General features: G+C 61.4%; 26 protein-coding genes and 1 tRNA gene. 8 read left to right on the forward strand and 19 right to left on the reverse strand.

Features of this window, described 5'->3' with window-relative positions; all coding sequences use genetic code 11:
• Nucleotides 1–693: a uracil-DNA glycosylase gene (gene ung, locus JV551A3_RS25700; RefSeq protein WP_044047153.1), complete on the reverse strand. Its 693-nt coding sequence runs from the start codon at nucleotides 691–693 to the stop codon at nucleotides 1–3.
• A gap of 126 nt (nucleotides 694–819) precedes the next feature.
• Here ung and JV551A3_RS25705 point away from each other — a divergent pair, with 126 nt between their 5' ends.
• A complete protein-coding gene (locus tag JV551A3_RS25705) occupies nucleotides 820–1926 on the forward strand; it encodes an enoyl-CoA hydratase/isomerase family protein (protein ID WP_133975076.1) in 1107 nt (368 codons plus the stop codon).
• A 138-nt stretch (nucleotides 1927–2064) separates the two neighbouring features.
• Here JV551A3_RS25705 and JV551A3_RS25710 read toward each other — a convergent pair whose 3' ends face one another.
• Complete coding sequence (locus JV551A3_RS25710) at nucleotides 2065–2514, reverse strand: hypothetical protein (RefSeq protein ID WP_133975078.1); 450 nt, start codon at nucleotides 2512–2514, stop codon at nucleotides 2065–2067.
• Nucleotides 2515–2657: 143 nt separating this feature from the next.
• On the opposite strand from JV551A3_RS25710, the gene JV551A3_RS25715 reads away from it, so the two are divergent.
• The 4 genes from JV551A3_RS25715 (at nucleotide 2658) to JV551A3_RS25730 (ending at nucleotide 5093) form a co-directional block, all read left to right on the forward strand.
• The gene (locus JV551A3_RS25715; RefSeq protein ID WP_133975080.1) at nucleotides 2658–2870 is read left to right on the forward strand and encodes a cysteine-rich CWC family protein; all 213 of its coding nucleotides are present in this window, start codon (nucleotides 2658–2660) and stop codon (nucleotides 2868–2870) included.
• Nucleotides 2871–2879: 9 nt separating this feature from the next.
• Nucleotides 2880–3572 (forward strand): pseudouridine synthase, encoded by a 693-nt coding sequence (locus JV551A3_RS25720; RefSeq protein ID WP_133975082.1) that lies wholly within the window; start codon nucleotides 2880–2882, stop codon nucleotides 3570–3572.
• Nucleotides 3573–4020: 448 nt separating this feature from the next.
• Nucleotides 4021–4908 carry a (R)-3-hydroxydecanoyl-ACP:CoA transacylase gene (gene phaG, locus JV551A3_RS25725; RefSeq protein ID WP_133975083.1) on the forward strand — a complete coding sequence of 296 codons (888 nt, stop codon included), beginning with the start codon at nucleotides 4021–4023 and terminating at the stop codon, nucleotides 4906–4908.
• A 111-nt stretch (nucleotides 4909–5019) separates the two neighbouring features.
• Nucleotides 5020–5093: transfer RNA gene (locus tag JV551A3_RS25730), tRNA-Gly, on the forward strand.
• A 40-nt stretch (nucleotides 5094–5133) separates the two neighbouring features.
• On the opposite strand, the gene JV551A3_RS31230 is transcribed toward JV551A3_RS25730, so the two are convergent.
• Nucleotides 5134–5259, reverse strand: a complete 126-nt coding sequence (locus JV551A3_RS31230; protein WP_256660828.1) for a hypothetical protein — start codon at nucleotides 5257–5259, stop codon at nucleotides 5134–5136.
• On the opposite strand from JV551A3_RS31230, the gene JV551A3_RS25735 reads away from it, so the two are divergent.
• Together JV551A3_RS25735 and JV551A3_RS25740 are read left to right on the forward strand one after the other, a co-directional pair.
• Nucleotides 5258–6964, forward strand: coding sequence for a SulP family inorganic anion transporter (locus tag JV551A3_RS25735; protein WP_133975085.1), 1707 nt, complete (start codon nucleotides 5258–5260; stop codon nucleotides 6962–6964). The genes JV551A3_RS31230 and JV551A3_RS25735 overlap by 2 nt on opposite strands.
• A gap of 215 nt (nucleotides 6965–7179) precedes the next feature.
• The gene (locus JV551A3_RS25740) at nucleotides 7180–8187 is read left to right on the forward strand and encodes a DUF4917 family protein (RefSeq protein WP_133975091.1); all 1008 of its coding nucleotides are present in this window, start codon (nucleotides 7180–7182) and stop codon (nucleotides 8185–8187) included.
• Between the two features lie 165 nt (nucleotides 8188–8352).
• Here JV551A3_RS25740 and JV551A3_RS25745 read toward each other — a convergent pair whose 3' ends face one another.
• From JV551A3_RS25745 to JV551A3_RS25810, 14 genes are all read right to left on the reverse strand, one after another.
• Nucleotides 8353–9396, reverse strand: a complete 1044-nt coding sequence (locus JV551A3_RS25745) for a tetratricopeptide repeat protein (protein ID WP_133975093.1) — start codon at nucleotides 9394–9396, stop codon at nucleotides 8353–8355.
• Nucleotide 9397: 1 nt separating this feature from the next.
• Nucleotides 9398–10366 (reverse strand): type II secretion system F family protein, encoded by a 969-nt coding sequence (locus tag JV551A3_RS25750; protein ID WP_133975095.1) that lies wholly within the window; start codon nucleotides 10364–10366, stop codon nucleotides 9398–9400.
• Nucleotides 10367–10392: 26 nt separating this feature from the next.
• Nucleotides 10393–11379: a type II secretion system F family protein gene (locus JV551A3_RS25755; protein ID WP_133975216.1), complete on the reverse strand. Its 987-nt coding sequence runs from the start codon at nucleotides 11377–11379 to the stop codon at nucleotides 10393–10395.
• Nucleotides 11376–12818: a CpaF family protein gene (locus JV551A3_RS25760; protein ID WP_133975097.1), complete on the reverse strand. Its 1443-nt coding sequence runs from the start codon at nucleotides 12816–12818 to the stop codon at nucleotides 11376–11378. The genes JV551A3_RS25755 and JV551A3_RS25760 overlap by 4 nt, the downstream gene beginning before the upstream one ends.
• Nucleotides 12819–12821: 3 nt before the next feature.
• Nucleotides 12822–14039, reverse strand: a complete 1218-nt coding sequence (locus tag JV551A3_RS25765; RefSeq protein ID WP_133975099.1) for an AAA family ATPase — start codon at nucleotides 14037–14039, stop codon at nucleotides 12822–12824.
• Nucleotides 14033–14536, reverse strand: coding sequence for a TadE/TadG family type IV pilus assembly protein (locus JV551A3_RS25770; RefSeq protein ID WP_133975101.1), 504 nt, complete (start codon nucleotides 14534–14536; stop codon nucleotides 14033–14035). Before JV551A3_RS25770 ends, JV551A3_RS25765 begins: the two co-directional genes overlap by 7 nt.
• Nucleotides 14536–15006 carry a TadE/TadG family type IV pilus assembly protein gene (locus JV551A3_RS25775; RefSeq protein ID WP_133975103.1) on the reverse strand — a complete coding sequence of 157 codons (471 nt, stop codon included), beginning with the start codon at nucleotides 15004–15006 and terminating at the stop codon, nucleotides 14536–14538. Before JV551A3_RS25775 ends, JV551A3_RS25770 begins: the two co-directional genes overlap by 1 nt.
• 9 nt (nucleotides 15007–15015) lie before the next feature.
• Nucleotides 15016–16359, reverse strand: coding sequence for a TadE/TadG family type IV pilus assembly protein (locus JV551A3_RS25780; RefSeq protein ID WP_133975218.1), 1344 nt, complete (start codon nucleotides 16357–16359; stop codon nucleotides 15016–15018).
• A gap of 11 nt (nucleotides 16360–16370) precedes the next feature.
• Nucleotides 16371–16652: a hypothetical protein gene (locus JV551A3_RS25785; protein WP_133975105.1), complete on the reverse strand. Its 282-nt coding sequence runs from the start codon at nucleotides 16650–16652 to the stop codon at nucleotides 16371–16373.
• A gap of 15 nt (nucleotides 16653–16667) precedes the next feature.
• Nucleotides 16668–18179, reverse strand: a complete 1512-nt coding sequence (locus tag JV551A3_RS25790) for a type II and III secretion system protein family protein (protein ID WP_235874643.1) — start codon at nucleotides 18177–18179, stop codon at nucleotides 16668–16670.
• A gap of 63 nt (nucleotides 18180–18242) precedes the next feature.
• A complete protein-coding gene (gene cpaB, locus JV551A3_RS25795) occupies nucleotides 18243–19055 on the reverse strand; it encodes a Flp pilus assembly protein CpaB (protein ID WP_133975107.1) in 813 nt (270 codons plus the stop codon).
• A 12-nt stretch (nucleotides 19056–19067) separates the two neighbouring features.
• Complete coding sequence (locus JV551A3_RS25800; protein WP_133975109.1) at nucleotides 19068–20402, reverse strand: ATP-binding protein; 1335 nt, start codon at nucleotides 20400–20402, stop codon at nucleotides 19068–19070.
• A gap of 15 nt (nucleotides 20403–20417) precedes the next feature.
• Nucleotides 20418–20936, reverse strand: a complete 519-nt coding sequence (locus JV551A3_RS25805; RefSeq protein WP_133975111.1) for an A24 family peptidase — start codon at nucleotides 20934–20936, stop codon at nucleotides 20418–20420.
• A gap of 37 nt (nucleotides 20937–20973) precedes the next feature.
• Complete coding sequence (locus tag JV551A3_RS25810; protein WP_133975113.1) at nucleotides 20974–21165, reverse strand: Flp family type IVb pilin; 192 nt, start codon at nucleotides 21163–21165, stop codon at nucleotides 20974–20976.
• A gap of 449 nt (nucleotides 21166–21614) precedes the next feature.
• Between JV551A3_RS25810 and JV551A3_RS25815 the strand changes: the two genes are divergently transcribed.
• Entirely contained in the window at nucleotides 21615–22493 is an 879-nt protein-coding gene (locus tag JV551A3_RS25815; protein ID WP_133975115.1) for a response regulator transcription factor, read from the forward strand.
• A gap of 4 nt (nucleotides 22494–22497) precedes the next feature.
• On the opposite strand, the gene JV551A3_RS25820 is transcribed toward JV551A3_RS25815, so the two are convergent.
• Together JV551A3_RS25820 and JV551A3_RS25825 are read right to left on the reverse strand one after the other, a co-directional pair.
• Complete coding sequence (locus tag JV551A3_RS25820; protein WP_133975117.1) at nucleotides 22498–23721, reverse strand: class I SAM-dependent methyltransferase; 1224 nt, start codon at nucleotides 23719–23721, stop codon at nucleotides 22498–22500.
• Between the two features lie 300 nt (nucleotides 23722–24021).
• Entirely contained in the window at nucleotides 24022–24639 is a 618-nt protein-coding gene (locus JV551A3_RS25825; protein ID WP_133975119.1) for a TPM domain-containing protein, read from the reverse strand.
• Nucleotides 24640–24660 lie beyond the last annotated feature (21 nt).

Here is a 24660-nt window from a genome sequence, read left to right on the forward strand (position 1 = left end):
TCACAACGGTGGCAACGCCCAGTTGATCGGCGCCAGCCCACGCTGCTCGAGGAAACTGTTGGCCCGGCTGAAATGCCCGCACCCCAGGAACCCACGGTAAGCCGACAACGGCGACGGATGCACCGATTTCAGCACCAGGTGCTTGGTCCCGTCGATCAGCTTCTGCTTGCTTTGCGCATGCGAGCCCCACAGCAGGAACACCACGTTCGGGCACTGCTCGCTGACCACCTGGATGATCCGGTCGGTAAAGAACTCCCAGCCCTTCTTGGCATGCGACGCGGCATTGGCGCGCTCCACGGTCATGGTCGTGTTGAGCAACAGCACGCCCTGCTCGGCCCAGCTCTGCAGGTAGCCGTGACTGGCAATCGGGATATTCAGGTCGCGCTGCAGCTCCTTGTAGATGTTGACCAGCGACGGTGGCGTTGCCACGCCCGGCTGCACCGAGAAGCACAGGCCATGCGCCTGGCCCGGCCCGTGGTAAGGGTCCTGGCCAAGGATGACCACCTTCACCTGGTCCAGCGGCGTCGAGTTGAGCGCATTGAAGATCAACGGCCCTGGCGGGTAGATCTCTTTGCCGGCGGCGTACTCGCTGCGCAGGAACTCGCGCAACTGATGCATGTAGGGCTGGTCGAATTCGGCGCGCAACGCGGCCTTCCAGCTGGGTTCGAGTTTGATGCGATCGTCGTCAGTCATGGGGCCTTCCATAAACAATGGCGCGACACTAGGTAAGCCCTTCCCGCTTGTCAAACGATCCGACCGACGACCGGCATGTTCGGCCAGGCAAGCCATACTTGTGCGATGACTTGCGCGAGGTAGTCCATGGCCATTCACTGCGAGGTACTCACCGGCGCCGATGGCGCCCGCATCGGCATCGCCACCCTGAATGCGCCCAAGGCGCTCAACGCCCTGAGCCTGCCGATGATCGAGGTATTGGGCGAACAGTTGCACGCCTGGGGGCGCGACCCGGGAATCGTCTGCGTACTGCTGCGCGGCAACGGTGCCAAGGCCTTCTGCGCCGGCGGCGATGTACGTGCGCTGGTGCAAGCCTGCCGCGACCACCCCGGCAGCGTCCCCCCGCTGGCCGCCACCTTTTTCGCCGCCGAATACCGCCTGGACTTTGCCCTGCATACCTATCCCAAGCCGCTGCTGTGCTGGGGCCACGGGCATGTGCTGGGCGGTGGCATGGGCCTGCTGCAGGGCGCCAATGTGCGTATCGTCACACCCAGCAGTCGGCTGGCCATGCCGGAAATCAGCATCGGTCTGTATCCGGACGTGGGCGCCAGCTGGTTTCTTGCCCGGCTACCGGGCAAGCTGGGGTTGTTCCTCGGCCTGACAGGCGCGCCGATCAATGCCCGCGATGCCCTTGACCTGGGCCTGGCCGACCGCTTTCTGGGTGAGCACCAGCAAGAGGCGTTGATCGAGGAACTGCTGCAACTGAACTGGCAGGAACAGACCGCTCTGCAACTGAATAGCCTGCTCAAGGCCGAACAGCACCGCGCCTGCGCCGAGTTGCCCGAGGCCCAGTGGCTGCCACGGCGACAGGTGATCGATCAGTTGCTCGACGTGGCCGACGCAGCCGCCGCCTGGCGTGCGCTGGAGGGGCTCAAGCACCACGGCGACCCGCTACTGGCCGCTGCTGGTCAACGGTTGCATGAGGGTTGCCCGCTGACCGCACACCTGGTGTGGGAGCAGATCCGCCGGGCACGGCACCTGTCGTTGGCGCAGGTGTTCCAGATGGAATACAGCATGAGCCTGAACTGCTGCCGCCACCCGGAGTTCAGCGAAGGCGTACGTGCGCGCTTGCTGGACAAGGACAACCAGCCGCACTGGCACTGGCCCGATGTGGCGCAAGTGCCGGCGGCAGTGGTCGAGGCGCATTTTGCCAAGGTGTGGGAGGGGCGGCATCCGTTGGCAGATCTGGGTTAGCTTCGAGAAGTTGGGGCTGCCTTGCAGCCCATCGCGACACAAGGCCGCTCCCACAGGTACAGCGATGGTTCGCATTGCTCCTGTGGGAGCGGCCTTGCGTCGCGAAAGGGGCGCAAAGCGCCCCGGTTTTCAGTTCACCTACCGCTGCCAACTCCTCCCTTGGCCGTGCCCGCGCCGCCCGTCTCCACGCCGGTCACCATCCCCCCGCCCATTGGAATGCCAACGGTCATTCTGATAACGCTGGCTACCACCGCGATAATCATGACGATCACGATCGCGCCCATAGTCATACCGCTGACGGTTGCCATAGTCATTGCGCGGGTTGCCATACCACTGCTTCATCCCCGGCTGCGGATGAGACCGGTAGTGAGGCGCAGGCGCCGAGCGGTAGTAGTAGCGCGGCGCCGGCTGGTAGTAATAGCGCGGTTGCGGTGTTACGTAGTAGCGGTCATAGCGGTAATAATCAGGTGACACATAACGGTCGGAGTAGTAGTGGTCCGATCGGTAGTAGCCCCCGCTCTCGTAATACGGAACGCAGGCGGAAGTCATCAGCCCCAGCAGGGCGATCAACAGGATTCGATAGGACATGGCGGCCTCCTGGACCGCTGGAGTGCCCGAACAGCGGCGCTGGCGAGCGTCGACGCGAAATGCGATCATCGACATTGAATAAGACAGTGCCGCCAAGGTGCAGTGCCATTTCCGCAATAATTTGATACAGGTGAGCGGCAGCCATGCCCGACAACCAGCACTGCCCTGCTTGCGGCGCCCTCAACCAGTGCAGCCTGGCCGACCCGCGTCGGGCTACGCAGGAATGCTGGTGTTACAGCGTGACCATCGACCCTGCCGTGCTCAAGGCCCTGCCCGCCGAACTGCGCGATAAAGCCTGCCTGTGCCCTCGCTGCGCCGCCGTCGAACAACAACTTGGCTCCCCCGCTTCCCACTGACCGTCTGTCATGCGCCTCGACCGTTTCCTCGCCAACCTGCCCAGCCACAACCGTCAGCAAGTCCGGCTCATGCTCGCGCAACGCCGTGTGCGGGTGGATGGCCAGGTTGTCAGCGACCCACTGGCCGAAGTGCGCGAATTCAGCCGCGTGGAGCTGGACGACCAGCTGCTGCAGGCAGGCCGCCCGGCGCGCTACCTGATGTTGCACAAGCCCGCAGGCTGCGTCAGCGCCACTCAGGACCCGCAACACCGCACCGTGCTCGACTTGCTGCCAGCCGCGTTGCGTGAGGGCCTGCACATTGCCGGGCGGCTGGACTTCAACACCACCGGCCTGATGATCCTGACCAACGATGGCCAATGGTCACGGCGGCTTACCCAGCCAGCCACCAAGCTGCCCAAGCACTATCTGGTGGAAACCGAGGACGAGATTGGCGAGCACTATGTGGCCAGGTTCCTCGAAGGTTTCTACTTCGCCTTCGAAGACCTCACCACCCTGCCCGCCCAGCTGGACATCCTCGGGCCGCGCCAGGCGCGGCTGGCGATCGTCGAAGGGCGCTATCACCAGGTGAAGCGTATGTTCGGCCATTTCAACAACAAAGTGGTGGGGTTGCATCGGGAGAGCATGGGGGCGATCCGGCTGGACCCGGGGTTGGCACCGGGGGCGTTTCGTGAGCTGACGGCGGATGAAATAGCGACAGTCTAGTCAGACTGTTCCGGCCTCTTCGCGGGTAAACCCGCTCCCACAGGTGCTCCATTGCCCTTGCAAGCGGCACGGTCCCTGTGGGAGCGGGTTTACCCGCGAAGAGGCCGGAACAGACATTTCAGGGTCGTCATACGACCGCTCAGCGACAAAAGTCACATTTTCCCCCGAACGGCACTTGCGGGATACCCGACCCACTGCTTGAATCCAAATCGTCAGTCCGCATGTGACTACCAAGTCACGATTGCGCTCGAAGACACTTTTTGCCGGCCACCCAGGGCCTCGATGCCTTGGGGCACGGCAAATTGCCCGCCAAAAACAATACCGTCGACGCAAGCGCCAAGGATCGACACAGGGCCCACCGGTTTCTCTTCAGGCAAATGCCTACCTGTCATAAAGAACGTGCACCCTAGGTGACGCGAATACCCTTTTTGCGCCAGGAGTCGATGACATGAGGCCAGAAATCGCTGTACTTGATATCCAAGGTCAGTATCGGGTTTACACGGAGTTCTATCGCGCGGATGCGGCCGAGAATACGATCATCCTGATCAACGGCTCGCTGGCCACCACGGCCTCGTTCGCCCAGACGGTACGTAACCTGCACCCGCAGTTCAACGTAGTGCTGTTCGACCAGCCATACGCCGGCAAATCCAAGCCGCACAATCGCCAGGAACGCTTTATCAGCAAGGAGACCGAAGCGCATATTCTCCTGGAGCTGATCGAGCACTTCCAGGCAGACCACGTGATGTCGTTCTCGTGGGGTGGCGCAAGTACGCTGCTGGCGCTGGCGCACCAGCCGCGGGGCGTGAAGAAGGCAGTGGTGAGTTCTTTCTCGCCGGTGATCAACGAACCGATGCGCGACTACCTGGACCGCGGTTGCCAGTACCTGGCCGCCTGCGACCGCTATCAGGTCGGCAACCTGGTCAACGACACCATCGGCAAGCACCTGCCGTCACTGTTCAAGCGTTTCAACTACCGCCACGTCAGCAGCCTGGACAGCCACGAGTACGCGCAGATGCACTTCCATATCAACGAGGTGCTGCAACATGACCTGGAGCGGGCGCTGAATGGTGCACGCAATATCGACATCCCGGTGCTGTTCATCAACGGCGACCGCGACGAGTACACCACGGCCGAGGATGCGCGGCAGTTCAGCAAGCATGTGGGCCGCAGCCACTTCAGCGTGATCCGCGATGCAGGCCACTTCCTTGACATGGAGAACAAGACCGCTTGCGAGGACACCCGCAGCGTCATGCTGGGGTTCCTGAAGCCAACCGTGCGTGAGCCTCGTCAACGTTACCAGCACGTACAACAGGGGCAGCATGCATTGGCCATCTGAGCAGCTCGGCGTCCTGTGGCTGAACCCCGCAAGCCATTGGGCGCCGACAAGCTTTTTTATAACTTGGGCTTCTAATTCGTTGAAGGTTCTGGTAAAAAGTGCTGCGCAAACGCGGGTATAGTTTAGTGGCAAAACGAAAGCTTCCCAAGCTTTAGTTGAGGGTTCGATTCCCTCTACCCGCTCCACATCGCATTCCCGCATGGCGTTCCCGTAACGTCATCGCTGTCAAAAGGAGCCCAGGCTCCTTTTTTCGTTTCTCCCCTTCCCTTTGACCTGCCCCATGGCCATTTGCCTGCCGATCCGCTTCAATGCCTGGATGGATTCGTGAAGCATTTCGAAAGGACGACGCATGTTTCTCTCCCGCTGGCTACCGGGCCTTGCCAACCTGTTGCATTACCGCCGCGAGTGGTTCCACGCCGACCTGCAGGCCGGCCTTTCGGTGGCGGCGATCCAGATCCCCATTGCCATCGCCTACGCGCAGATCGTCGGCCTGCCGCCGCAGTACGGCCTGTACGCCTGTGTGCTGCCGATGATGGTCTACGCCCTGATCGGCAGCTCGCGCCAGCTGATGGTCGGCCCAGACGCCGCCACCTGCGCGATGATCGCCGGCGCCGTGGCGCCGTTGGCCCTGGGCGAGCCGCACCGGATTGCCGAACTGTCGGTAATCGTCACCTTGCTGGTCGGGGTAATGCTGATCGCGGCCGGTGTGGCCCGGGCCGGGTTCATCGCCAGCTTCTTCTCGCGGCCGATCCTGATCGGCTATCTCAACGGTATCGGCCTGAGCCTGATCGCCGGGCAGTTGTCCAAGGTAGTGGGGTTCAAGATCGAGGGTGACGGCTTCATCCTCAGCCTGATCAACTTCTTCCAGCGCCTGGGCGAAATCCACTGGGTGACGCTGCTCATCGGCCTCGCCGCACTGGGCCTGCTGATCTGGCTGCCACGGCGCTACCCGCGCCTGCCTGCGGCACTAACGGTAGTGGCGCTGTTCATGCTGCTGGTCGGTCTGTTCGGCCTCGACCGCTTCGGCGTCGCCATTCTCGGTCCGGTACCTGCCGGCATCCCGCAGCTGGCCTGGCCACACAGTAACCTGGCAGAAATGAAAAGCCTGCTGCGCGACGCCCTGGGTATCGCCACCGTCAGTTTCTGCAGCGCCATGCTTACCGCACGCAGCTTTGCCGCCCGGCACGGCTATGCGATCAACGCCAACCACGAGTTCGTCGCCCTGGGCGTAAGCAACCTGGCTGCCGGAGTTTCCCAGGGCTTTGCCATCAGCGGCGCAGATTCGCGCACTGCGGTCAACGACATGGTCGGTGGCAAGAGCCAGCTGGTAGGCATCATCGCCGCGCTGGTCATCGCCCTGATCCTGCTGTTCTTCACCGCGCCGATGGCGTGGATCCCGCAGGCCGCGCTGGGCGCCGTGCTGTTGATGGCCGGCTGGGGGCTGATCGACATCAAGTCGCTGGGGCACATTCGCCGCCTGAGCCGCTTCGAGTTCTGGCTGTGCCTGCTGACCACGGTCGCCGTGCTGAGCCTGGGCGTGCTGCCCGGCATCGTGTTTGCCGTGACCCTGGCGATCCTGCGCCTGCTGTACAGCATCTATCAGCCCACCGACGCGGTGCTGGGCTGGCTACCGGGCACAGAAGGCCAGGTGGACATTCGCAAACACAAGGATGCCCGCACCGTGCCAGGTCTGGTGGTGTACCGCTTCGATGACGCGATCCTGTTCTTCAACGCCGACTACTTCAAGATGCGCCTACTCGAAGCCGTGCAGAGCCAGGATCAACCCAAGGCGGTGCTGTTCGATGCCGAAGCGGTAACCAGCATCGACGTCAGCGGCATCGCCGCCCTGCGCGAAGTGCGCGACACCCTGGCGGCCCAAGGTATCAACTTCTCCATCGCCCGCGCCCGCGGTACCTTTCTGCGCATGCTGGTGCGCTCGGGGATGGCCCGGGAGATGGAAGACAAACTGCTGTTCGGCTCGGTACGGGCGGGCATCCGTGCGTATCGGGTGTGGCGTAACAGGAGTCGCAGCGCGAAGGTAGCTGGGGAAGGTTGAAGAGGTGCATTGTTGCCGCTGGCCCTATCGCCGGCAAGCCAGCTCCCACAGGTATTGCACTGCCCTCAAGACCTGCGGTGAACTTGTGGGAGCTGGCTTGCCGGCGATAGGATCAGTACAGGCTTCACCAAGCAGTTGCCTGGATACAACCCTCGAACACCTTGCATGACATGCTAAAGTCGCCCCCGTTCCCGCTCCACCCAACGGACCCCAGCATGCCCGCATTAGACGCCACCCTCACCCCTTGGCCAGAACTCGCCGCCTGCCACCCTTGCGACGCGCTGCTGCTGGGCAACGGCGCCAGCCGCGCGCTGTGGAAGCCGTTCGGCTACTTCTCGCTGTTCGAGGAAGCGCAACGTGCCGGTCGCAAGAAAGGCCTGGCCGTCAGCGACCAGGCACTGTTCAAGTCGCTGGGCACGGAGCTGTTCGAGCCGGTGCTCAGCGCCCTCAACACCACCGTGCGCAGCAACGCCGCGCTGGCCATCAACTCCACCGCGCCGCTGAACCGCTACTACTCGATCAAGGAAGCGCTGATACACGCCATACGTACGGTGCACCTGCCGTGGCGCCTCATGCCGGCCGTCACCCTGGCAACCCTCAACCAGGCCCTGCGCGGCTACCGCAGCGTCTACACCAGCAACTACGACCTGCTGCTACCGTGGGCCGTGCAACACGCTCCGCACGGCTTCGCCGAACTGTTCGACGAGCAAGGTTTCTTCGACGTGCGCCGCACCAGTGCCGAAGGCACCCGGGTGCTGCACCTGCATGGCGGCCTGCACCTGCTCAAGCTGCCCGACGGCACCACCCGCCAACGCAGCGCCGACAGCGCCGAACTGCTCGATGGTTTTGCCGTGAACATCCCGGGTGAAGTGCCGCTGTTCGTCAACGAAGACCGCAGCGACGAGAAACTGCGCGCCATCCGCAACTCGGATTACCTGGGCTGGTGCCTGGGGCAGCTGGCGCAGGAAAGCCAGGGGCTATGCCTGTTCGGGCAGCACCTGGACAGCAGTGACCAGCACCTGCTCGAAGCCATCCGACAGGCCCGGCCGAAGCATCTGTCGATTGCCATCAGGCCGTTGAGCGAGGCATCGGTGATCAACCAGAAGCAGCATTTTGTCGATAGGTTCGGGGATATGCCGGGGACGGTACTGCACTTCTTTGATGCCAGTACGCATCCGTTGGGGCAAGCAGCGTTGGCTATTGAGGTGCCAACTCGCACCTGACCGAATAACGCGGTCAGCTGTAGGAGCGGCCTTGTGTCGCGAAAGGGCTGCGAAGCAGCCCCAGGACCCCAGCGCAGATGCACAAATTGTTGGGGCTGCTTCGCAGCCCTTTCGCGACACAAGGCCGCTCCTACAAGAGCCAGCCCGTTGAACCAACCGTATGCATCAAGGCGCCGATGCCGTTGTCACCTGCACGGCCGGGCCAACTGCAACCGGCTCGGGCATCGCTACATCGCCACCCAGCTGGCGGATTTGCCGAATCTGCTGGACCCTGTTCAGGTTTTCCCAGGCGACGGGATAGTGCCCCGGCGACAACTCGATCGCGCTGCGGAAAAACTGCTCAGCCACATCCAGCTTGCCCTCCACCAGGCAGACATAGCCAACATCATTGCTGGCCTCGGCACGCTTTTCGACCTGTTCGAAGGCAGACACCGCCTCCTCATAGCGCCCCATGCGAGCCAGCAGCAACCCATAGTTGCGCCAAAGCGGTTTGTAGGTGCCGTCGTAGCTCACGCCACGCTTGTACCGGAGCTCGGCATCGGCCCATTGCCCGGCCATGTAGTAGGAATACCCCAGGCTGTTCTGCACCAACGCCGAACGTGGGTCGATGAGCTCGGCCAGGCGGTAGTAGGTCTGTGCCTCGGCGAAGTTGTCGGCCAGGTCTGCAAGCACACCCAGCCCGTTGTAAGCCTTGAGCGGGGACTTGCTGTCGACCCTGAGCCCAGCCGCCCCTGTCTGGGTATTGGCCGGTTCCTTGACGAAGCGTTTCTGATCCACGGCAACTGCCTTCAACAGCATCACCTTGGCCTGCTCATGTTTACGCATGGACAGGTTCAGCAGGCCCATTTCGGTCAGCGCATCGGGGTTTTCCGGCGCCTTGCCCAGTACCTCGGTGAAGGCCATCTCGGCAAGTTGGTTGTTGCCGCGTTCGCGGTGGATACGGCCAACCCAGACCAGGGCCTCATAACGTTCGGGCGCCAGTTCAAGGACGCGCAAGTACTGGTACAGCGCCTGGTCCAGGTCACCGGCCTGGTAGGCCATCGCCGCCATCTGCATCGCCTGGTCGGGCGAGCTGCTCTGCGACTGCACCTGGTAGAGCACCGAATTGCCAGCGGAGTAGACAGAACGCACCCCATTCAAGTCTGGCCCCGTGCTCTGGCAACCCGAGAGCACGGCCATCATGGACAACAGCAAGCTGATCCTTTTCATGTCACGGACTCCCAAACGTTTTAAGTATCCCGATGATCACCGGGCCGATGGCTACCAGAAAAAAGCTTGGCCACAGACAGAAAATTAGCGGAAAGACCAGCTTGGTTCCGATTTTCGCGCCCATTTCCTCGGCAGCCTGCATGCGCCGGTCACGAAACTCTTCGGCATAGATACGCAAGGTAGCCCCTACGCTGGTGCCGAAGCGGATACTCTGCGCCAGCAGGCTGACCAAGCCCTGGATATCTTCCAGGCCGGTGCGGTCCGCCAGTTGCCTGAGCGCTTCGGTACTGGAAATGCCGGCGCGGATCTGCGCATTGACCAATGCCAGTTCCTCGGCCAGCTCGGCCTGGCTGACCGCCATCTCTTCGGCCACCCGCTCGATAGCCTGGGGCAACGCCAAGCCCGATTCCACGCAAACCACCATCAGGTCCAGGGCATCAGGAAAGGCCGCACGCAACCGCCTCTGCCGAGCCTTCTTGCGCTTGTCGACATACACTGCCGGCAGTAGCCAGCCGACGGCAGCCCCCATCAGCGCCATACCAATGATCATGGTCGGGGAAAGGTTGGGAACCAGTGGCAGTGTCAACAGCAAGATACCCATCAGCATCAACGGCAGCAGCAAACGCACAGCCCAGTACACCTGTACCGCTGATGCCGAGCCGTAACCCGCGTGGGTCAACAGGATTCGGGTGGCCGACACCTGCTCCTCCGCAGAGGGAGTAACGCGCCGACCGACCCGTTCCAGTAACAGCTGCAGGTTGCCGGGCGCCTCGCGCCCGGCCGCAGCGCTGGAGTGGTCACGCTTGATCAATGCAAGACGGCGTTGCAGAGGGTTCTGCAGGCCCAGCACCAGTAACGTCACGGTGATCACTGCAATGACCGTGCTCATCCCGATCGCACCAACGATCAGCAGGCGTGCCAGTGCCTCACTGTCCGTCACTCTATTCAACAAACCGAGCAAATAGTCCATGACCGACGCCCCCCTGCGAGAACTGCCTAAATCTGGATGCGGATGATTTTCCGAATCCAGAAAATCCCCATCAACATGGAGCCAAAAGCCCCCATGACCAACTTGTGCCCAGTAGGATCCTTGATCAGCAACGTCAAATACTCCGGGGTCGTGACAATGATCGCCGCCGCCAACACGAAGGGTACGGCCACCAGAATCCAGGCCGACATTCGCCCTTCGGCCGACATTGTCTTGACCTTGCGCTGAAAGCGAAAACGCCCGCGTATCAGGCGGCTCAGGCGCTCCAGCACTTCGGTCAGGTTGCCGCCTGTCTCGCGATGAATGAGGATCGAGGTCACCATCATCATCACGGTCATGCTCGGCACCCGTTCGAGCAAGCCAAGCATGGCCCTGCGCACATCATTACCGTAGTTGATATCGGCGAACGTCAGGCCAAACTCGTGCGCCACCGGCCCCTTGTGTTCATCGGCCACCAGGCGCAAGGTTTCATTGAAGGGGTGCCCCGCGCGCAACGCCCGGCACATGGATTCCAGCGCATCCGGCAAGTCCTCCTCGAACCTGGCAAAACGCTTGCCACGATCAGCGGAGATTTTCAGCAGCGGCAGCCAGAACGCCACGAACGCTGCCGCCAGCGCCAACCACCAGTAGGGAAAGAACATCCAGGCCAGCATCCCGGCAGCCGCTGCCAGAACGACTCCCATCAGCAACACCCGATAGGCCCGGTACTCATGCCCGGCCTGCTCGATCATTTGCGTCAGCGACGCCATGAAGGGTAACTGCTCGAGCCGCGCCTCCAGCGGAGACAAGCGGGTCAGGTACTTCTGCCGCAGCACGGTCTGCATGTTCGGCAGATGGCTTGCCCGCTCCAGAATAACCAGCCGGCTGCGGATACGTTTGCGTACCTTGCCCGCTTCGCCGAACACTGGCACCACCAACCCTTGGCTGAGGAGAAACACCGCAACGAACACCATGCCAAGAAAAATCAGGATGAATTCAACAGGTATCTGGCTCATGGTTGACGAGCCTCCATCCATTCCGGCCTGAACATCGTCAGCGGCAACTCGATCCCGCGCTTGGCCAAGGCATCGCGAAAGGCCGGGACCATGCCACTAGGCCGGAAGTCTCCAAGCACCTGGCCTTGCTCGCCCACACCATTGCGAACAAAGGAGAAGATCTCGGTCATGGTGATGATTTCACCCTCCATGCCGTTGATCTCCTGCACGCTTACCAACCGCCGCTTGCCGTCTTCCTGCCGCTCCAGCTGGATCACAACATCGATGGCGGAGGCGATCTGCTGACGCATGGCCTTGATCGGGAACGTGGCGCCAGACATCAACACCATGTTCTCGACCCGGCCCAGCGCATCGCGCGCGGTGTTGGCGTGGATGGTAGTCAGTGAACCATCGTGGCCGGTGTTCATCGCCGTCAGCATGTCCAGCGCCTCGGCGCCACGCACCTCACCGATCACGATACGGTCCGGGCGCATCCGCAGGCTGTTGCGCACCAGCTCACGCTGGCCCACCTCACCGCGCCCCTCGATGTTCGCCGGCCGTGTTTCCAGGCGCACCACATGTGGCTGCTGCAGTTGCAGCTCGGCCGAGTCCTCGATGGTGACGATGCGCTCGTTATGCGGAATGAAACTGGACAGCACATTGAGCATGGTGGTCTTGCCACAGCCAGTGCCGCCGGAGATCAGCACGTTCAGCCGGCCTCGCACGATCGCCTTGAGCAGCAGCGCGATGGCCGGCGTCAGGGCGCCCGCCTGGATCAGGCTGTCAGTGTTGAGCAGGTCCACCGCAAAGCGGCGGATCGAAATACTCGGCCCATCGATTGCCAGCGGCGGGATGATCGCATTGACCCGCGAACCATCCTTGAGCCGGGCATCAACCAACGGCGAAGACTCGTCGATACGCCGACCGAGGCTGGAGACGATGCGGTCGATGATGTTCAGCAGGTGCTGATCATCGCGAAAACGCACATCGGTGCGCTGCAGCTTGCCGAACCGCTCGACGTACACCGAGTCATGCCCGTTGACCAGGATGTCGGACACCGTGTGATCGGCCAGCAGTGGCTCCAGCGGGCCAAGGCCAAGCACTTCGTCGGTGATCTGCTTGATGATCAACTGGCGGCTGGCAGAGCTCACCGGAGCTGAATGCTCGTCGAGCAGACGCTGGCAGATATCGCGGATCTGCCGCACGGCCTCGGCCTGCTCGAGCGAGTCGAGCAGGGAGAGGTCCATGACCTTGAGTAGTTGCTGATAGGTTTTTTCCCGCCACTCGGCTTCCACCGAGGTGACCTGGCTTTTCGTTTCAAACAGAATATCAGGCGCTGAATGCTCCCACGCCATCAGCGCCTCTGCCGGGTCCTTCGCGCCTGCACCCTGCTTCGACGGTGTCGATGCCTCGGCGGTGACTGCCTGTTTGCGCAAACGGTTACGAAAATCGCTAAGCATGGTTCACCCCCGAAAAACACGCTTGAAGGCGCGTTTGAACAGTCCACTGTCAGTGTCCACCTGCTTGCCAACCAATTCCTCGGCCAGCCCACGCAGCGCCTGGGTGATCGCGGAGCGAGGTGCTTGCAGGCCCAGTGGCACGCCCGTGTTCTGGCTCTGGTTGATGACGCTGAAGTCATTGGGCAGCTTCACGATGTTGGTGCAGCGCAATGCCTCGCCAATGTCCTTGAGGCTGACCGGTGCCGCCTTGTCGTAGCGGTTGACCACCACCTCCAGCTGATTGCCACGCACGCCCAGGTCATCGCGCAGGATGCGCGCCAGGGAACTGGCGTCGCGCAGGTGGTTGACGCTCTGCTGCACCACGACGTACACCCGGTCGGCCTGCTCCAGTACCGAAGCGGTGATGTGATCGATCTGCCGCGGCAAGTCCGCCACCACCCAGTCATAGTTGGCCCGCGCAAGCTGCAGCAGCGCATCGAGCTGTTCGGCCTGGACATCCTGCGGCAGGCACAGCTCATTGGCGCGGCTGCCAAGCACATGCAAGGACGGGCTGAAATGGCTGCAGAAGCCGCGCAGTGCGACACCATCCATTTCTTTTACCTGCTGCAACACGTCCAGCTGGCTGTGCGACTGCGCCACATCCAGATGATGCGACACGCTGCCAAACTGCAGGTCCAGGTCCAGCAACAGGGCGTTGCCTTTGAGGCTGAGTTGATGAGCCAGGTTGCAGGCCAGTACCGTGCCGCCGGAGCCTCCCTTGGCATTCATCACCGCGATCAGCTTGCCTGTTGCCGTGCTGTTGGTCTGGGTTTCCACGACCATACGGTTCAAGGCTGCAATAAGCTCCGTGGCAACGATAGGCTCTGGCAGAAAATCGCGCGCACCGGCCTGCATCGCCAGGCGCATGCCTTCCCGATCGTCCAGCAGGCCACACACCAACAGCGGCGGGCGCTCATGGGCCGGGCGTTGCATCAGCGCTGCCAGTTCCTCACGCCACAGCTGGCCAACGCGCAGCAGCAAGAAATCGGGCATCCGGTCCAAACCGTACAGAGGGTCGCAATGCCCATTGCTCACCTGGCGAACATTCACCTCAAGGCCTGAGATGCGCTGACAGATTTCTTGCAGCTGACGCAAGGCCAAGGCGTCCGAACTGCTGATCAACAGACGCATCCCGGGCTTGATGGAGGTAGCGGATACGGAAGATTCCCTAAGATTCAGCATGGCGTGATCTCCGGTACGACATCCGCCTCGGTATGACGCCCGAGGCTCTCGCGAGGTAAGGTCGCCTTGAATACTGGCAAGGTAATGGAAACGCCAAAACCTGGAATAAACAGGCTGAACTGGAAGTTCTGCAGTGTCAGTTGCACATAGCGGACAGCGGCAAACCCGGTGGCACTCACCAGGTCACCGGGATTGGCGACCTGTGCACCGTTCTTGTCCAGGTAACGCAGGGTCAAGTCCGAAGTGTCCAGGTCGGCCAGCAGGCTGCTGGCACCGCTATCACCCGCGCTGTTGAATATCGCCCGGCGCAGCACCACCGGGTCGCTGATATTGCATACCGCTGCCAGCCGTGCACCACGCCGAACGGACTCGTTCAGCACGTTCGCGGTGTAGTACAACCGGCCAATTTCCAGCACTCCGAACAGCAACGTGAACATCAACGCACTGACGATGGCGAACTCCACCACGTAGACGCCTTGCATGCCTCTGCGCTTCATCACAGTGCCCTCATCACAGTGGTGGCGACCAACGGGAAGTTCAGCGCCGTGCTGCCTCCGATAAAGGCCGGAATGCCGTTGGCTACCACCGGGGAAAAGACCGAGCTGATGGTCACCTGCACGTGATCGTTGGTGCCCGCCACCTTGGCCACCTGCACGGTGGTGTTGGCCGGCATCCCGGTCAGACTGCAAGGCGGCGTGGACGGTGCTCCGTACACCGCCACGTACTTGGTCATGCACTCGAGATCGGCACCCACCTCGACCTTGCCAAGGGTCGAGTTCCAGGCCTGGCTGGCGACGAAACGCGCGGCATCCCGGCTGCCCTGCAGCAAGCTGTTGTACTGGTAAAGCATGCGGCCAAATTCGCCGAGAGCCAGCAAGGTCAGGAGCAACAGCGGCAGGGTGATCGTGAACTCGACGATTGCCACCCCTTGCTGATGCTGCGCACGCTTGAGCCGATGAATTTTCATGACACGCTCCTAGGAGTCGGTGCTCGGTGTGCCACTGCCACTGATAAAGGTTTTGTACAGCTGGATGATCTGTGGGCCGGAATCGTCTTGCGGCGTTGGCCCAGGCACACCGTCACCTTCGCATTGCTTGACGAACTGGCCGAAGATCTGCGAATCCCCACCTGAGTTGTCAGCTGGCTGCACTACATAGAAGCAACCGAAACCGATGACAGGAATCGACGTTGCACCCGAATTCTTGCCAGAGCAGTCGCCAACCACGATCTTCAGCATCCGCCGCTCGAAAACCCCACCCGACTGGCAACCGGTGCCGCCTGCGACACATGCGGCTGTCTGCGCGGAATAATCGTTGTAGTCGAACAGCGGCGTGCCGCCAGCAGACAGGTTGCCATTGCTCGAAGTGACGACCTGGCCCTGCTGCTCTACACGGGGAGGCGTGGCCGCATCGTTGTATGTCATCACCGGGTTGCTATAGTTCGTCACCAGGTCCGGCGGATAGTCCGAATTATTGAGCGACCCGGTGTACTGGCCAAAGCGCGTGTTCAGGCCTTTGACGGAAGGGCCAACTGTGTTGCCAGGCTTGGTGGTGACGTTTTCACCGACATTGCGGCAAACCGAGGCGCCGCCGGCCATGAGTTCGCCAACCTCCTTGCCACCCGAGCCAAAATCGAGCAGCTGAAAATTGCCCGGGCCGATCGGGTCGCTGTTCTTGGAGGCTGATTTCAAGACCTCCAGGTCACCAAAGCGATAGCCCCAGAACATGCCAGTATCCGGGTTGTATTGGGTCGAGTCGCCACACACCAGCAGCGGTGCAAGATCACATGGACTGGTCGGGCTCGGCCCGGCGGTGGCAATCGCCGCCACGCTCTTGGTCCCCACGGTTCCCGTACCGATTGACTGGGCGAAGCTCCAGAAAAAGCCCGCCAGCGAGTAATTCGATACCGAGACCCGCACATAGGTGGCATTGGCCGGCCCGGGGAAGGAGAAAGGCCCATAGACACTGTCTGCCAACTCCACCACAGCGAATGCTCCAGGGTTGCCGCCGATTGCCGTCGCCAGCTCATTGTTGCCCGCGGCCTTGGCATTTTCGTTCAGGGTAAAAAGCGCGGCACTGCGTGCGGTAGTGGCGGCATTGCCTGAGCCCATCACCTGGCTCAGGGTCTTGGCGCCACTGAGGGCGGCGGCATCCACGGCATTCTGCAGTCGGGTCTTGTTCAACAACATGTGACCACCATCGAGCACCAACGCGGCCATCATCAGTATCGCCAACAGGGCGATCACGATGATGATAGTTACTGCGCCCCGCTGTTGGCCTGGCGGCGCGGTGAACATCCGTTGGGCTCGATGAGTCATGATCACGCCCTCAATCAGCGAGTTGAATCAGTGACCTGGATCTGGATCGGCTGACCGACCTGCTGCGCATCGCCAGTCACCCCCCTATAACCATTTATCACCTTCTCCAGCAGCGGCCCATCGACGCCAGCGGCAGGCAGTTCAGTACCTGGGTTGGCAGCTGCCTGCTTGTCGGCAATCTGCTGGTAGGTGGTCTGGTAGACGCTGTACCCCAGCGGGCCAACGCGCCCTTCGTCGTACGACATGCAACCGGACAACCCCGACAGCAGCGCGCAACACACGATCATGCTTCTCATGCTGGTTCTCTCCGATCAATTCAGATCATGGCCAAAGTTGCCACCGCTGACCCCGAGGCTGACGGGCACTGCGCGCCCCGGCTCGCTGCCCTTGGTCTTGCCGAGCAGGTAGAAGTCCAGGTCGCTGGGCTCGACGAACTTCTCGGTGGGCAGGCGCACCGCCTTGGCATCCACAGGCTTGGCCAGGTGCGGCGTCACCAGGATCACCAGTTCGGTTTCACCGTTGATGAACGACTGGCTGCGGAACAGGTGCCCGAGTATCGGCAGGTCCCCCAACCCCGGGAAACGGCTGACGAAATCGCGGGTGTTTTCACTGATCAAGCCGGCGATGGCGATGGTCTGGCCATTGCCAAGTTCGACCGTGGACTCGGCGCTGCGCTTGGTCAGCGATGGAATGACCTGGGTAACACCGTCGCCCAGAATGCTGTTCAGGCCTGTGTCGAGTACCAGCGAGTTGACGTTGGAAAGCTCGCTCACCGAGACATTCAGGTTGAGGTTGATGCGCCCGGAGTCGAGCACCACCGGCAGGAACTTCACGCCGACCCCGAATTCCTTGTACTCGATGGTGATGCCATCATCCTCGGTGATAGGGATCGGGAACTCGCCACCGGAAATGAATTCCGCCTGCTGCCCGGTCAGGGTGGTGAGGGTGGGTTCCGCCAGGACTTTGGCCGAACCATTGTCCTTGGACGCCTCCAGCACCACGTTGAAGAGGAAATCGTCGGACAGGAACTGGGCGAACAAGCCTTTGCCGCCACCAATCAGCGAACCTGGCGAAAGGATCGAGCCGCCGCCTGGAGTCAGGCCCAGCCCTTGACCATTGTTGAACCCGCCACCGCTCCAGTTGCCGGATGAGCCAAGGGCATTGAAGCGCACGTTGAGGTTCTTGATCAGGCTTCGCTGCATCTCGGCCACTTTCACTTCCAGCATCACCTGCTGACTGCCACCGACACTGAGCAGGTTGATCACCTCCAGCGACTGGGCCGGGGCTGCCTCGGCAGCTTCACCTTTGCCTTGCACCACACTCGAGGTCTGCGCGGCATAGGTCTTGGCCACTTTCATCGCCGTGTCCATGGCGCCGGCGCTGCGCACCTGGCCACGCAGCACCAGCGCGCCCTGGGCACTGAACACCTCGATGTTTTCCTCGGGCAACAACTGATGCAGTTTGGTCTTGAGCCCGGTGAGGTCATGCACGACCTCCACATCCAGGGTCTCGATCAAGCGGTTGTTGTTGTCCCACAGCAATACGTTGGTAGCGCCCAGAGAACGGCCAAGCAGGTAGAGCTGGGTCGGGCTGGTGATCAGGATATCGGCGATATCCGGGTTGCCTACCGAGATTTTCCTGACCGGTGTACGAGTGCTGATCGTCCGCGACTTGTAGATGGGTACCTGGACGATGTTGGTGTTGGCCGCCGGCATGGCGCTGTAGCCCGCCCCCGGTTCTGCAGCCTGCGCCACGCCAGCGAACAACAGCTGCGTACCCAGCCCACACAACAGGTACAGCCCTAGTCTCTGCAAAGTATTCATTGACTACTCCCTGCAAGGTGATCTTGTTGCTGCCGAAAGTTAGCTATCGGGACGTCTTCTGCCTTAGAACCTGGCTTTTGCGACCTCGATTTCGGTCCCGCGGATGATGGTGACCGCGCCACCGTCGTTACTGCGATTTACCACCGGTTTTGGTTGGGGTTTGACTGCTGGCGATACGGCCTTCACCGGCTCGGCAGCAGCAACGGTTGGCGCCGGCTTCTGAGCATCCAGCGGATTACGCAGGGCCAGTTGCAACTTCCCTTCCGATTGCGCCTTGACCAGGATTTCTGCCTCTTTCGCCGACATTTCCAGGGTCACCGCCCGCACTACCACCGGTTGGGTCTTGTCCGTCCCTGCCGTCTGATCCACGGCCAATACCCGCAGGTCCTGGAGGATAGTTCTGGACTCTGCGTCATTACTGCTGCCGTCACTTTGCCTGGTCGCCAGTACATCGACCCGGTTACCCGGCAAGAGGAACCCACCCACCCCGACCACGTCGTCCACTCGCACCGAAATGGCACGTTTGTCGGGGGCGATCAACGAAGCCAGGGTGCTGCCACCCAAGTGCTCGGCCAGGCGGGCGCTGCGCAGCACGTCGCCGCGCAACAGGGCGAAGGTGGCGATCTTGCCCAGCACCTTTTCGTTACTGTCGAAGGCATCGTCTGGTACCGCGTCCTTGGGCATACGCACGATGGCGACCTGCTGGGCCTCGATCATCTGCCCGAACGGGATCTCCACCGTGGCGACCACCACGTTCTTCATGTTGTCGTCCGGGACGGTGTTGAGCCGACCATCGAGCCAGTTGTTGGCCATCCAGGCGGCGCCGAGCCCCAACGTGAGGGATACGGCAATCAGGATCAGCGTACGGGCGCTCATATCTGCATCTCCTTATCCAAGGAAGTCGATCTGCACGAAGTAGCTTTGCCAGGCCCATTTCAGTTCCTGCTCCGACAACGGCCCATCGCCGCCCAGGTAACGCTGGCGGTCAAGTGCCATGTTCAGCAGGTCACGAGGGTGGCAGGGCACGAGTGGCACGCCTTCGGCCTCGTACAGCGCCTGTAGCGCGTAACGCAACAGCAGCGGGTCGTAAGCCAGGCCCAGGCGTTCGCATTCCTGGCGCCAGATGCGTTCGTACTCATCGACTTTCAGATAGCTGAACTGCAGCTTGTAGCCGATACGTCGCAAGAAGGCTTCGTCGGCCAGCTCCAGCGGGTTGAGGTTGGTGGAGAACACCAACACCAGATCGAACGGCAGCTCGCAATGGCGCCCGCCGCCCAGGTTGAGGAAGTCGCGCTTCTCTTCCATCGGCACGATCCAGCGGTTGAGCAATTCGGCCGGGGCCATGCGCTGGCGCCCCATATCGTCGATGATGAACAGGCCATTGCTGGCCTTGAGCTGCAAGGAGGCCTGGTACTGGCGGGTATTCGGATCGAAGCGGACATCCAGTTGCTCCATGCCCAGTTCGCCGCCCGTGATCACCACCGGGCGCTTACAGCGCACCAGCCGGCGATCGATGCCTTCGTTGAGCAACAGGCTGGTGGCTTGGCCCTCCTCCTCCAGGCGCTGATGCACCTGAGGGTCATACACTTCGATGACCGACTCATTGATCTCTATGGCATGCGGTACCCAGATGGCTTCGGCGAACAGACGAATCAACCGGCTGCTGACGTATGTCTTGCCGGTACCTGCAGGGCCATAAATCATGATGGTGCGCCCGGAGTTCAGCGCTACGCCCAGCTGATCGAGCATGCTGTCCGAGAGCACGACGCCAGTGAAGGCCGTGTGCATGTCCTGCATATTGATGCGGCCATGGTGGATGGTCTGCAGCTTGAGCAAGTCACGATAGGCACTCACCGGGAAGGGCGCCGCGCCGATATAGCCGCTGCGCGCCAGTGCATCGCGGGCGGTGGCACGGCCGCGCTCGGTCAGGCCGTAGCGCAGCACCTGCCCCCCCGTTTGTACACCGACCTGGCCCAGTACTTCGACCCGGCCATCCTTGCGCAGAAAGGCCAGCACTTCTTCCACTACCGCACCGGTCAGCGCCAGGCGCTCGACCAGACGTGACAGGTCCAGCGTACCGGCATCGTGCAAGTGCTTGCACAGCAAATCACCGAGAAAGCTTTCCGCCAGGCCAGTCTCACCGACTGTACGTGGCTGAGGTGCCAGGCTCTGCACTGCGTCCTTGTCACAGGCGCAGGCACCACTGTCTCTGAGTGCATACATTATTAGCCTCCCAGGCTATAGGCCTAGCGGCAGCCCAAACAGGCTGACAAGGGTTCCGGACAGGATCGCGACTGAATAAGGGAAAGGCTTACCTGCCACCTCATCCGCCTCCGGCGCAAAATAAGCCTGCGCCGTCAAGATCAACCAGTAGCGTTGTAACGTCTGTTTCAACTGCCCGCGCACGAGCACTATCAACATCCCGCACACGCCACCGGCAACAAGGCTAAGAAGTGCTGCCGAAAGTGCTTCATGCGGAGTAAGAAAAGTACCGACCATGGCCATCAGCTTGACGTCTCCGGCTGCCATGCCCCCCAGCGCGTACATCGGAACAAACACGGCAAAACCGATAAACATACCCACCACGCCATAACCCAGCCCGGTAAGTTCTGCGGAATAAACCTGGCCCGCCAGCCCCAAACCCAACCCCAGCAAGATCAACATGTTGGGGATGCGGTGGTTACGAAGATCCCCGACCACCGCAATACCCAGTAGCCCTAGCAGCACGACAATGGCGAACAGAGACTCTGTTGACATTGCTGCATCCCCCTTGGGGCTTAGTTAAGGATTTGGTTCAAGCGGTCGTGCCGCCAAGCGCAGTAATCAGCGCATTGATCTTTACCTTCACCGCGGCCCCCAAGTTAGTAAATGCAGTAATCAGGGTGGCGGCAACCAAGCCACCTGCTATCGCATACTCCACAACGGTCAAGCCATTTTCATCTTCGACGAACTTCATCACCGAAGTCTTGATTGTTTGCAGATTCATTTCGCTCACCTCGCTAAGGACATTATTTTTATTCCCGGGCAGTGGTGTTTGCACTACCTGATGGGAATCCTAGTCAGGGGGTGACGGTAGGGGTTAGGAGATTTTTGCGAATCGCTAGGACTTTTTTGCGGCCATTGGCCAGTATCGAAAGGTGGACAAGGCCACCAGTAAAACAGGCCGGAAAGCCCGAATATGAGAAGCACTTCCGTGTGCATTTGCAGCTGGCTCAGGGAAAGTTTCTGGCACGTTTGTTCAAAGCCGACAAGCGGTCGCCATGATCAAAGACCATCCGGACTGCGGAACCTGTCTAACATCAGGGTTTTACAAAACGCATAGAACCACTTGAGCAAAAACGATCTACGTCAATAACCAAATTGCTCGGCGACTTAATAGTGTTTTGACAATACTGCTGCTCGTAGGGAAACTCCCCAGCACAAGGTTAAGTCACGATGTCTGACCCGGGCATAAAGCCGCTGTTGTTGTGGTTCGATCTGACACGCGATCATTCCACCGAAGCGCTGATGGCGCAGTTCAGCCATGTCTGCGATTGCAAACTGGCGAAAGCCGTCGCGCAATCCGAACGCCAGCAGGCAGACATGATCTGCATGCATTTCGATCGCCCCGACACCCTCAACCTCAACCTGCTGCTGGAAGTGAAGCGCAACTCACCGTCCATCCCGGTCACCATGTTCACCGTGCAGCACTCCGAAGAGTTGGCTGTCTGGGCCATGCGTTCGCGGGTCTGGGAATATTTGGTATTGCCGCTGACAAGCGGTGAGAAAAGCCGCTACATCGATGTACTCAAGCAGCTTTGCGACATCCGCCGCGCCAGTAAGAGTTCAGGCAATGCGCAGCGCATCGATCACCTTCCCTCCTTGCCGGACAGCATTCGCCTGACCGGCGAACACCACAAGCACCAGGCGCTCAGCAAGGTGATGCCGTACATCGATCAGCACTTTCGCGAATGCGTCGATCAAAAGGACCTCGCGCAGCGCTGCGGCATGACCACGGCCCGTTTCAGCCGGCTGTTCAAAGAGGTCAACGGCGTCGGGTTTCTGGACTACATCCTGAGCAAGCGCATGAACCTGGCCATGGACCTGCTCGTCAACAGCCAGATGCCGATTACCAGCATCGGTTACGAGGCCGGCTTCAAGGACCCGTCCTACTTCGCCCGCACCTTCAAGCAGGTCAGCAACTGCACGCCCAGCGAATACCGCCAGGCCCGCCAGCTCGGAGCGTCGACCAGCGAAACCGAGCCCCTGAAAGGTTCAAATGCGCCACTGCTGGATAACGCGTTACCGAGTGCGGCGCTTCACAAGAGCCGCTGAAGAATCACACGGCAGGCAGCAACCCATCCGCCCGCAACAAGGTCTCCAGGCAATGCTCCTGCACCCCATAGAAAGCCTTGAGCTGCCCGATCTTTTCCAGCAACGCCCCGTTGTCCCCCACCTGCCGCCGCTTCACCGCAAGAATCATCTTGTTCTTGTTGGTGTGCTCCAGCGAGATGAATTCGAACACCTTGGTCTCGTACCCGCAGGCTTCCAGGTAAAGCGCGCGCAGGCTGTCGGTCAGCATCTCGGCCTGCTGGCCCAGGTGCAGGCCGTACTGCAGCATCGGTTGCAACAACCCGGGGCTGTGCAGTTGCGGGCGGATCTGCTTGTGGCAGCACGGCGAACACATGATGATCGCGGCGTTGCAGCGGATGCCGGTATGGATGGCGTAGTCGGTGGCGATGTCGCAGGCATGCAGGGCGATCATCACTTCGATGGCTTCGGGCACCACGCTGCGCACATCGCCACACTGGAATTCCAGGCCTGGGTGCTCCAGGCGCAAGGCGGCGGCGTTGCACAGGTCGACCATGTCCTGGCGCAGCTCGACGCCGGTTACCTGTGCGTCGCGGCCCAGGCTGTTGCGCAGGTAGTCGTGCATGGCAAAGGTCAGGTAGCCCTTGCCAGAGCCGAAGTCGGCCACCCGCAGCGCCTGCTCCGCCGGCACCGGGGCACTGGCCAGGGCATGGTCGAAGACTTCGATGAACTTGTTGATCTGCTTCCATTTGCGCGACATGGACGGAATCAGCGCACCTTGTGCGTCAGTCACGCCCAGGTCACGCAGGAACGGCCGCGACAGCTCCAGATAACGCTTTTTCTCGCGGTCATGGCCACTGCTGCTGGCAGCTTCGCGTGGTGCCTGTGCGCCGTGGCGCTGGAGCATTGGCTTGCCTTTCTTGCTGAAAGTCAACTGCACTTCACCGTCGGCGTCGAACAGGTGGGCGTTGCGGAAGCTGTCCGGCAGCAGCTCGCCGACCAGCGCCTGAGCCTGGTCCAGCGCCAGGTTGCGGGTGATGTCGCGGGTCTGGTGGCGGTAGACCAGCGACAGGCACGGCTGGCCCTTGACCTGCAGCGGCTTGGCGATGATCCGTTGCAAGGTCTGGTCGGCACCCACATGGCGCGCCAAAACCAGTTTGACCAGGGTATTGCCATGCAGGGCGGCGTTCAGCAGGTCGAGAAACTGGGTGCGCGCATCCGGCGCGGAGGGGGCGGAAGAACTGGCGGACATGGAGAAACGGTGCCTCGGATAGCGGGGAGCGCATGGCGCAATGCACACATTCTACAGGGTGGCTAACTTCCTGTGGGAGATCGCCCAGTCCTTTGGGCTGCGCTGTCGCGTAGAGAACTGAATTCGCAAGCGGTACGCGTACCCTGTGGGAGCGGCTTTAGCCGCGAAGAATCCAACGCAGTGCATGGCACCGGCTGCGCCGGTGTTCGCGGCTAAAGCCGCTCCCACAGAGTCCCTGCTGATTCAATGAGTTATGTGCAGTTCCATGGGAGCGGGCGTGTCAAGCCATCGGGCTTCGGCTCAATCGATAATCACCAACCGGTTGGGCAACTCGTTACGCGCATGGGTAGGCGGCACATGCTCGCTGAGCAGTTCGCCGCACGCCTCGATGCACTCGACAAACCCCTGCAAGGTGCGGCCCTGGCGTACCTGTTCGGCAAGGCGGGCGACGATGGCTGCGCGGGCGGTGGCATCCAGATGGTGCTCGATACCACGGTCGACCAGGATCTCCACATGCCGCTCCGCCTCGCTGACGAAGATCAGTACGCCCGTGGCACCAGCAGTGCGCTGCAGGTTCTGTTCGCGAAACTGCTGGCGGGCCAGGCGCGAGGCGCGCCAGCGGCGCAGGGCCCGGGGGATCAGCCAGCCGGCCAGGCGCGGGCTGCGCAGCAGCAGGCACAAGCCGACGAACAGCAGCACATTGGCTACCAGCAAGCCACGCACGCTGGGCCAACCCAGCAGCCAGTGCAACAGGCCCGGCACGGCCAGCGCCAGCACGGCGGCCCAGAACAAGGGCCAGTAGGCATAGTCGTCGGCCCGGCGGGCCAGCACCGTCACCAGTTCGGCATCGGTGCGCCGTTCGGCACGGGCAATGGCTTCGGCGATCTGGCGCTGATGGTATTCGTCGAGGGGTGTCATGCCGTCGGTCTCTTGAGCGTT

The sequence above is a fragment of the Pseudomonas inefficax genome (assembly GCF_900277125.1).
Taxonomy (GTDB): domain Bacteria; phylum Pseudomonadota; class Gammaproteobacteria; order Pseudomonadales; family Pseudomonadaceae; genus Aquipseudomonas; species Aquipseudomonas inefficax.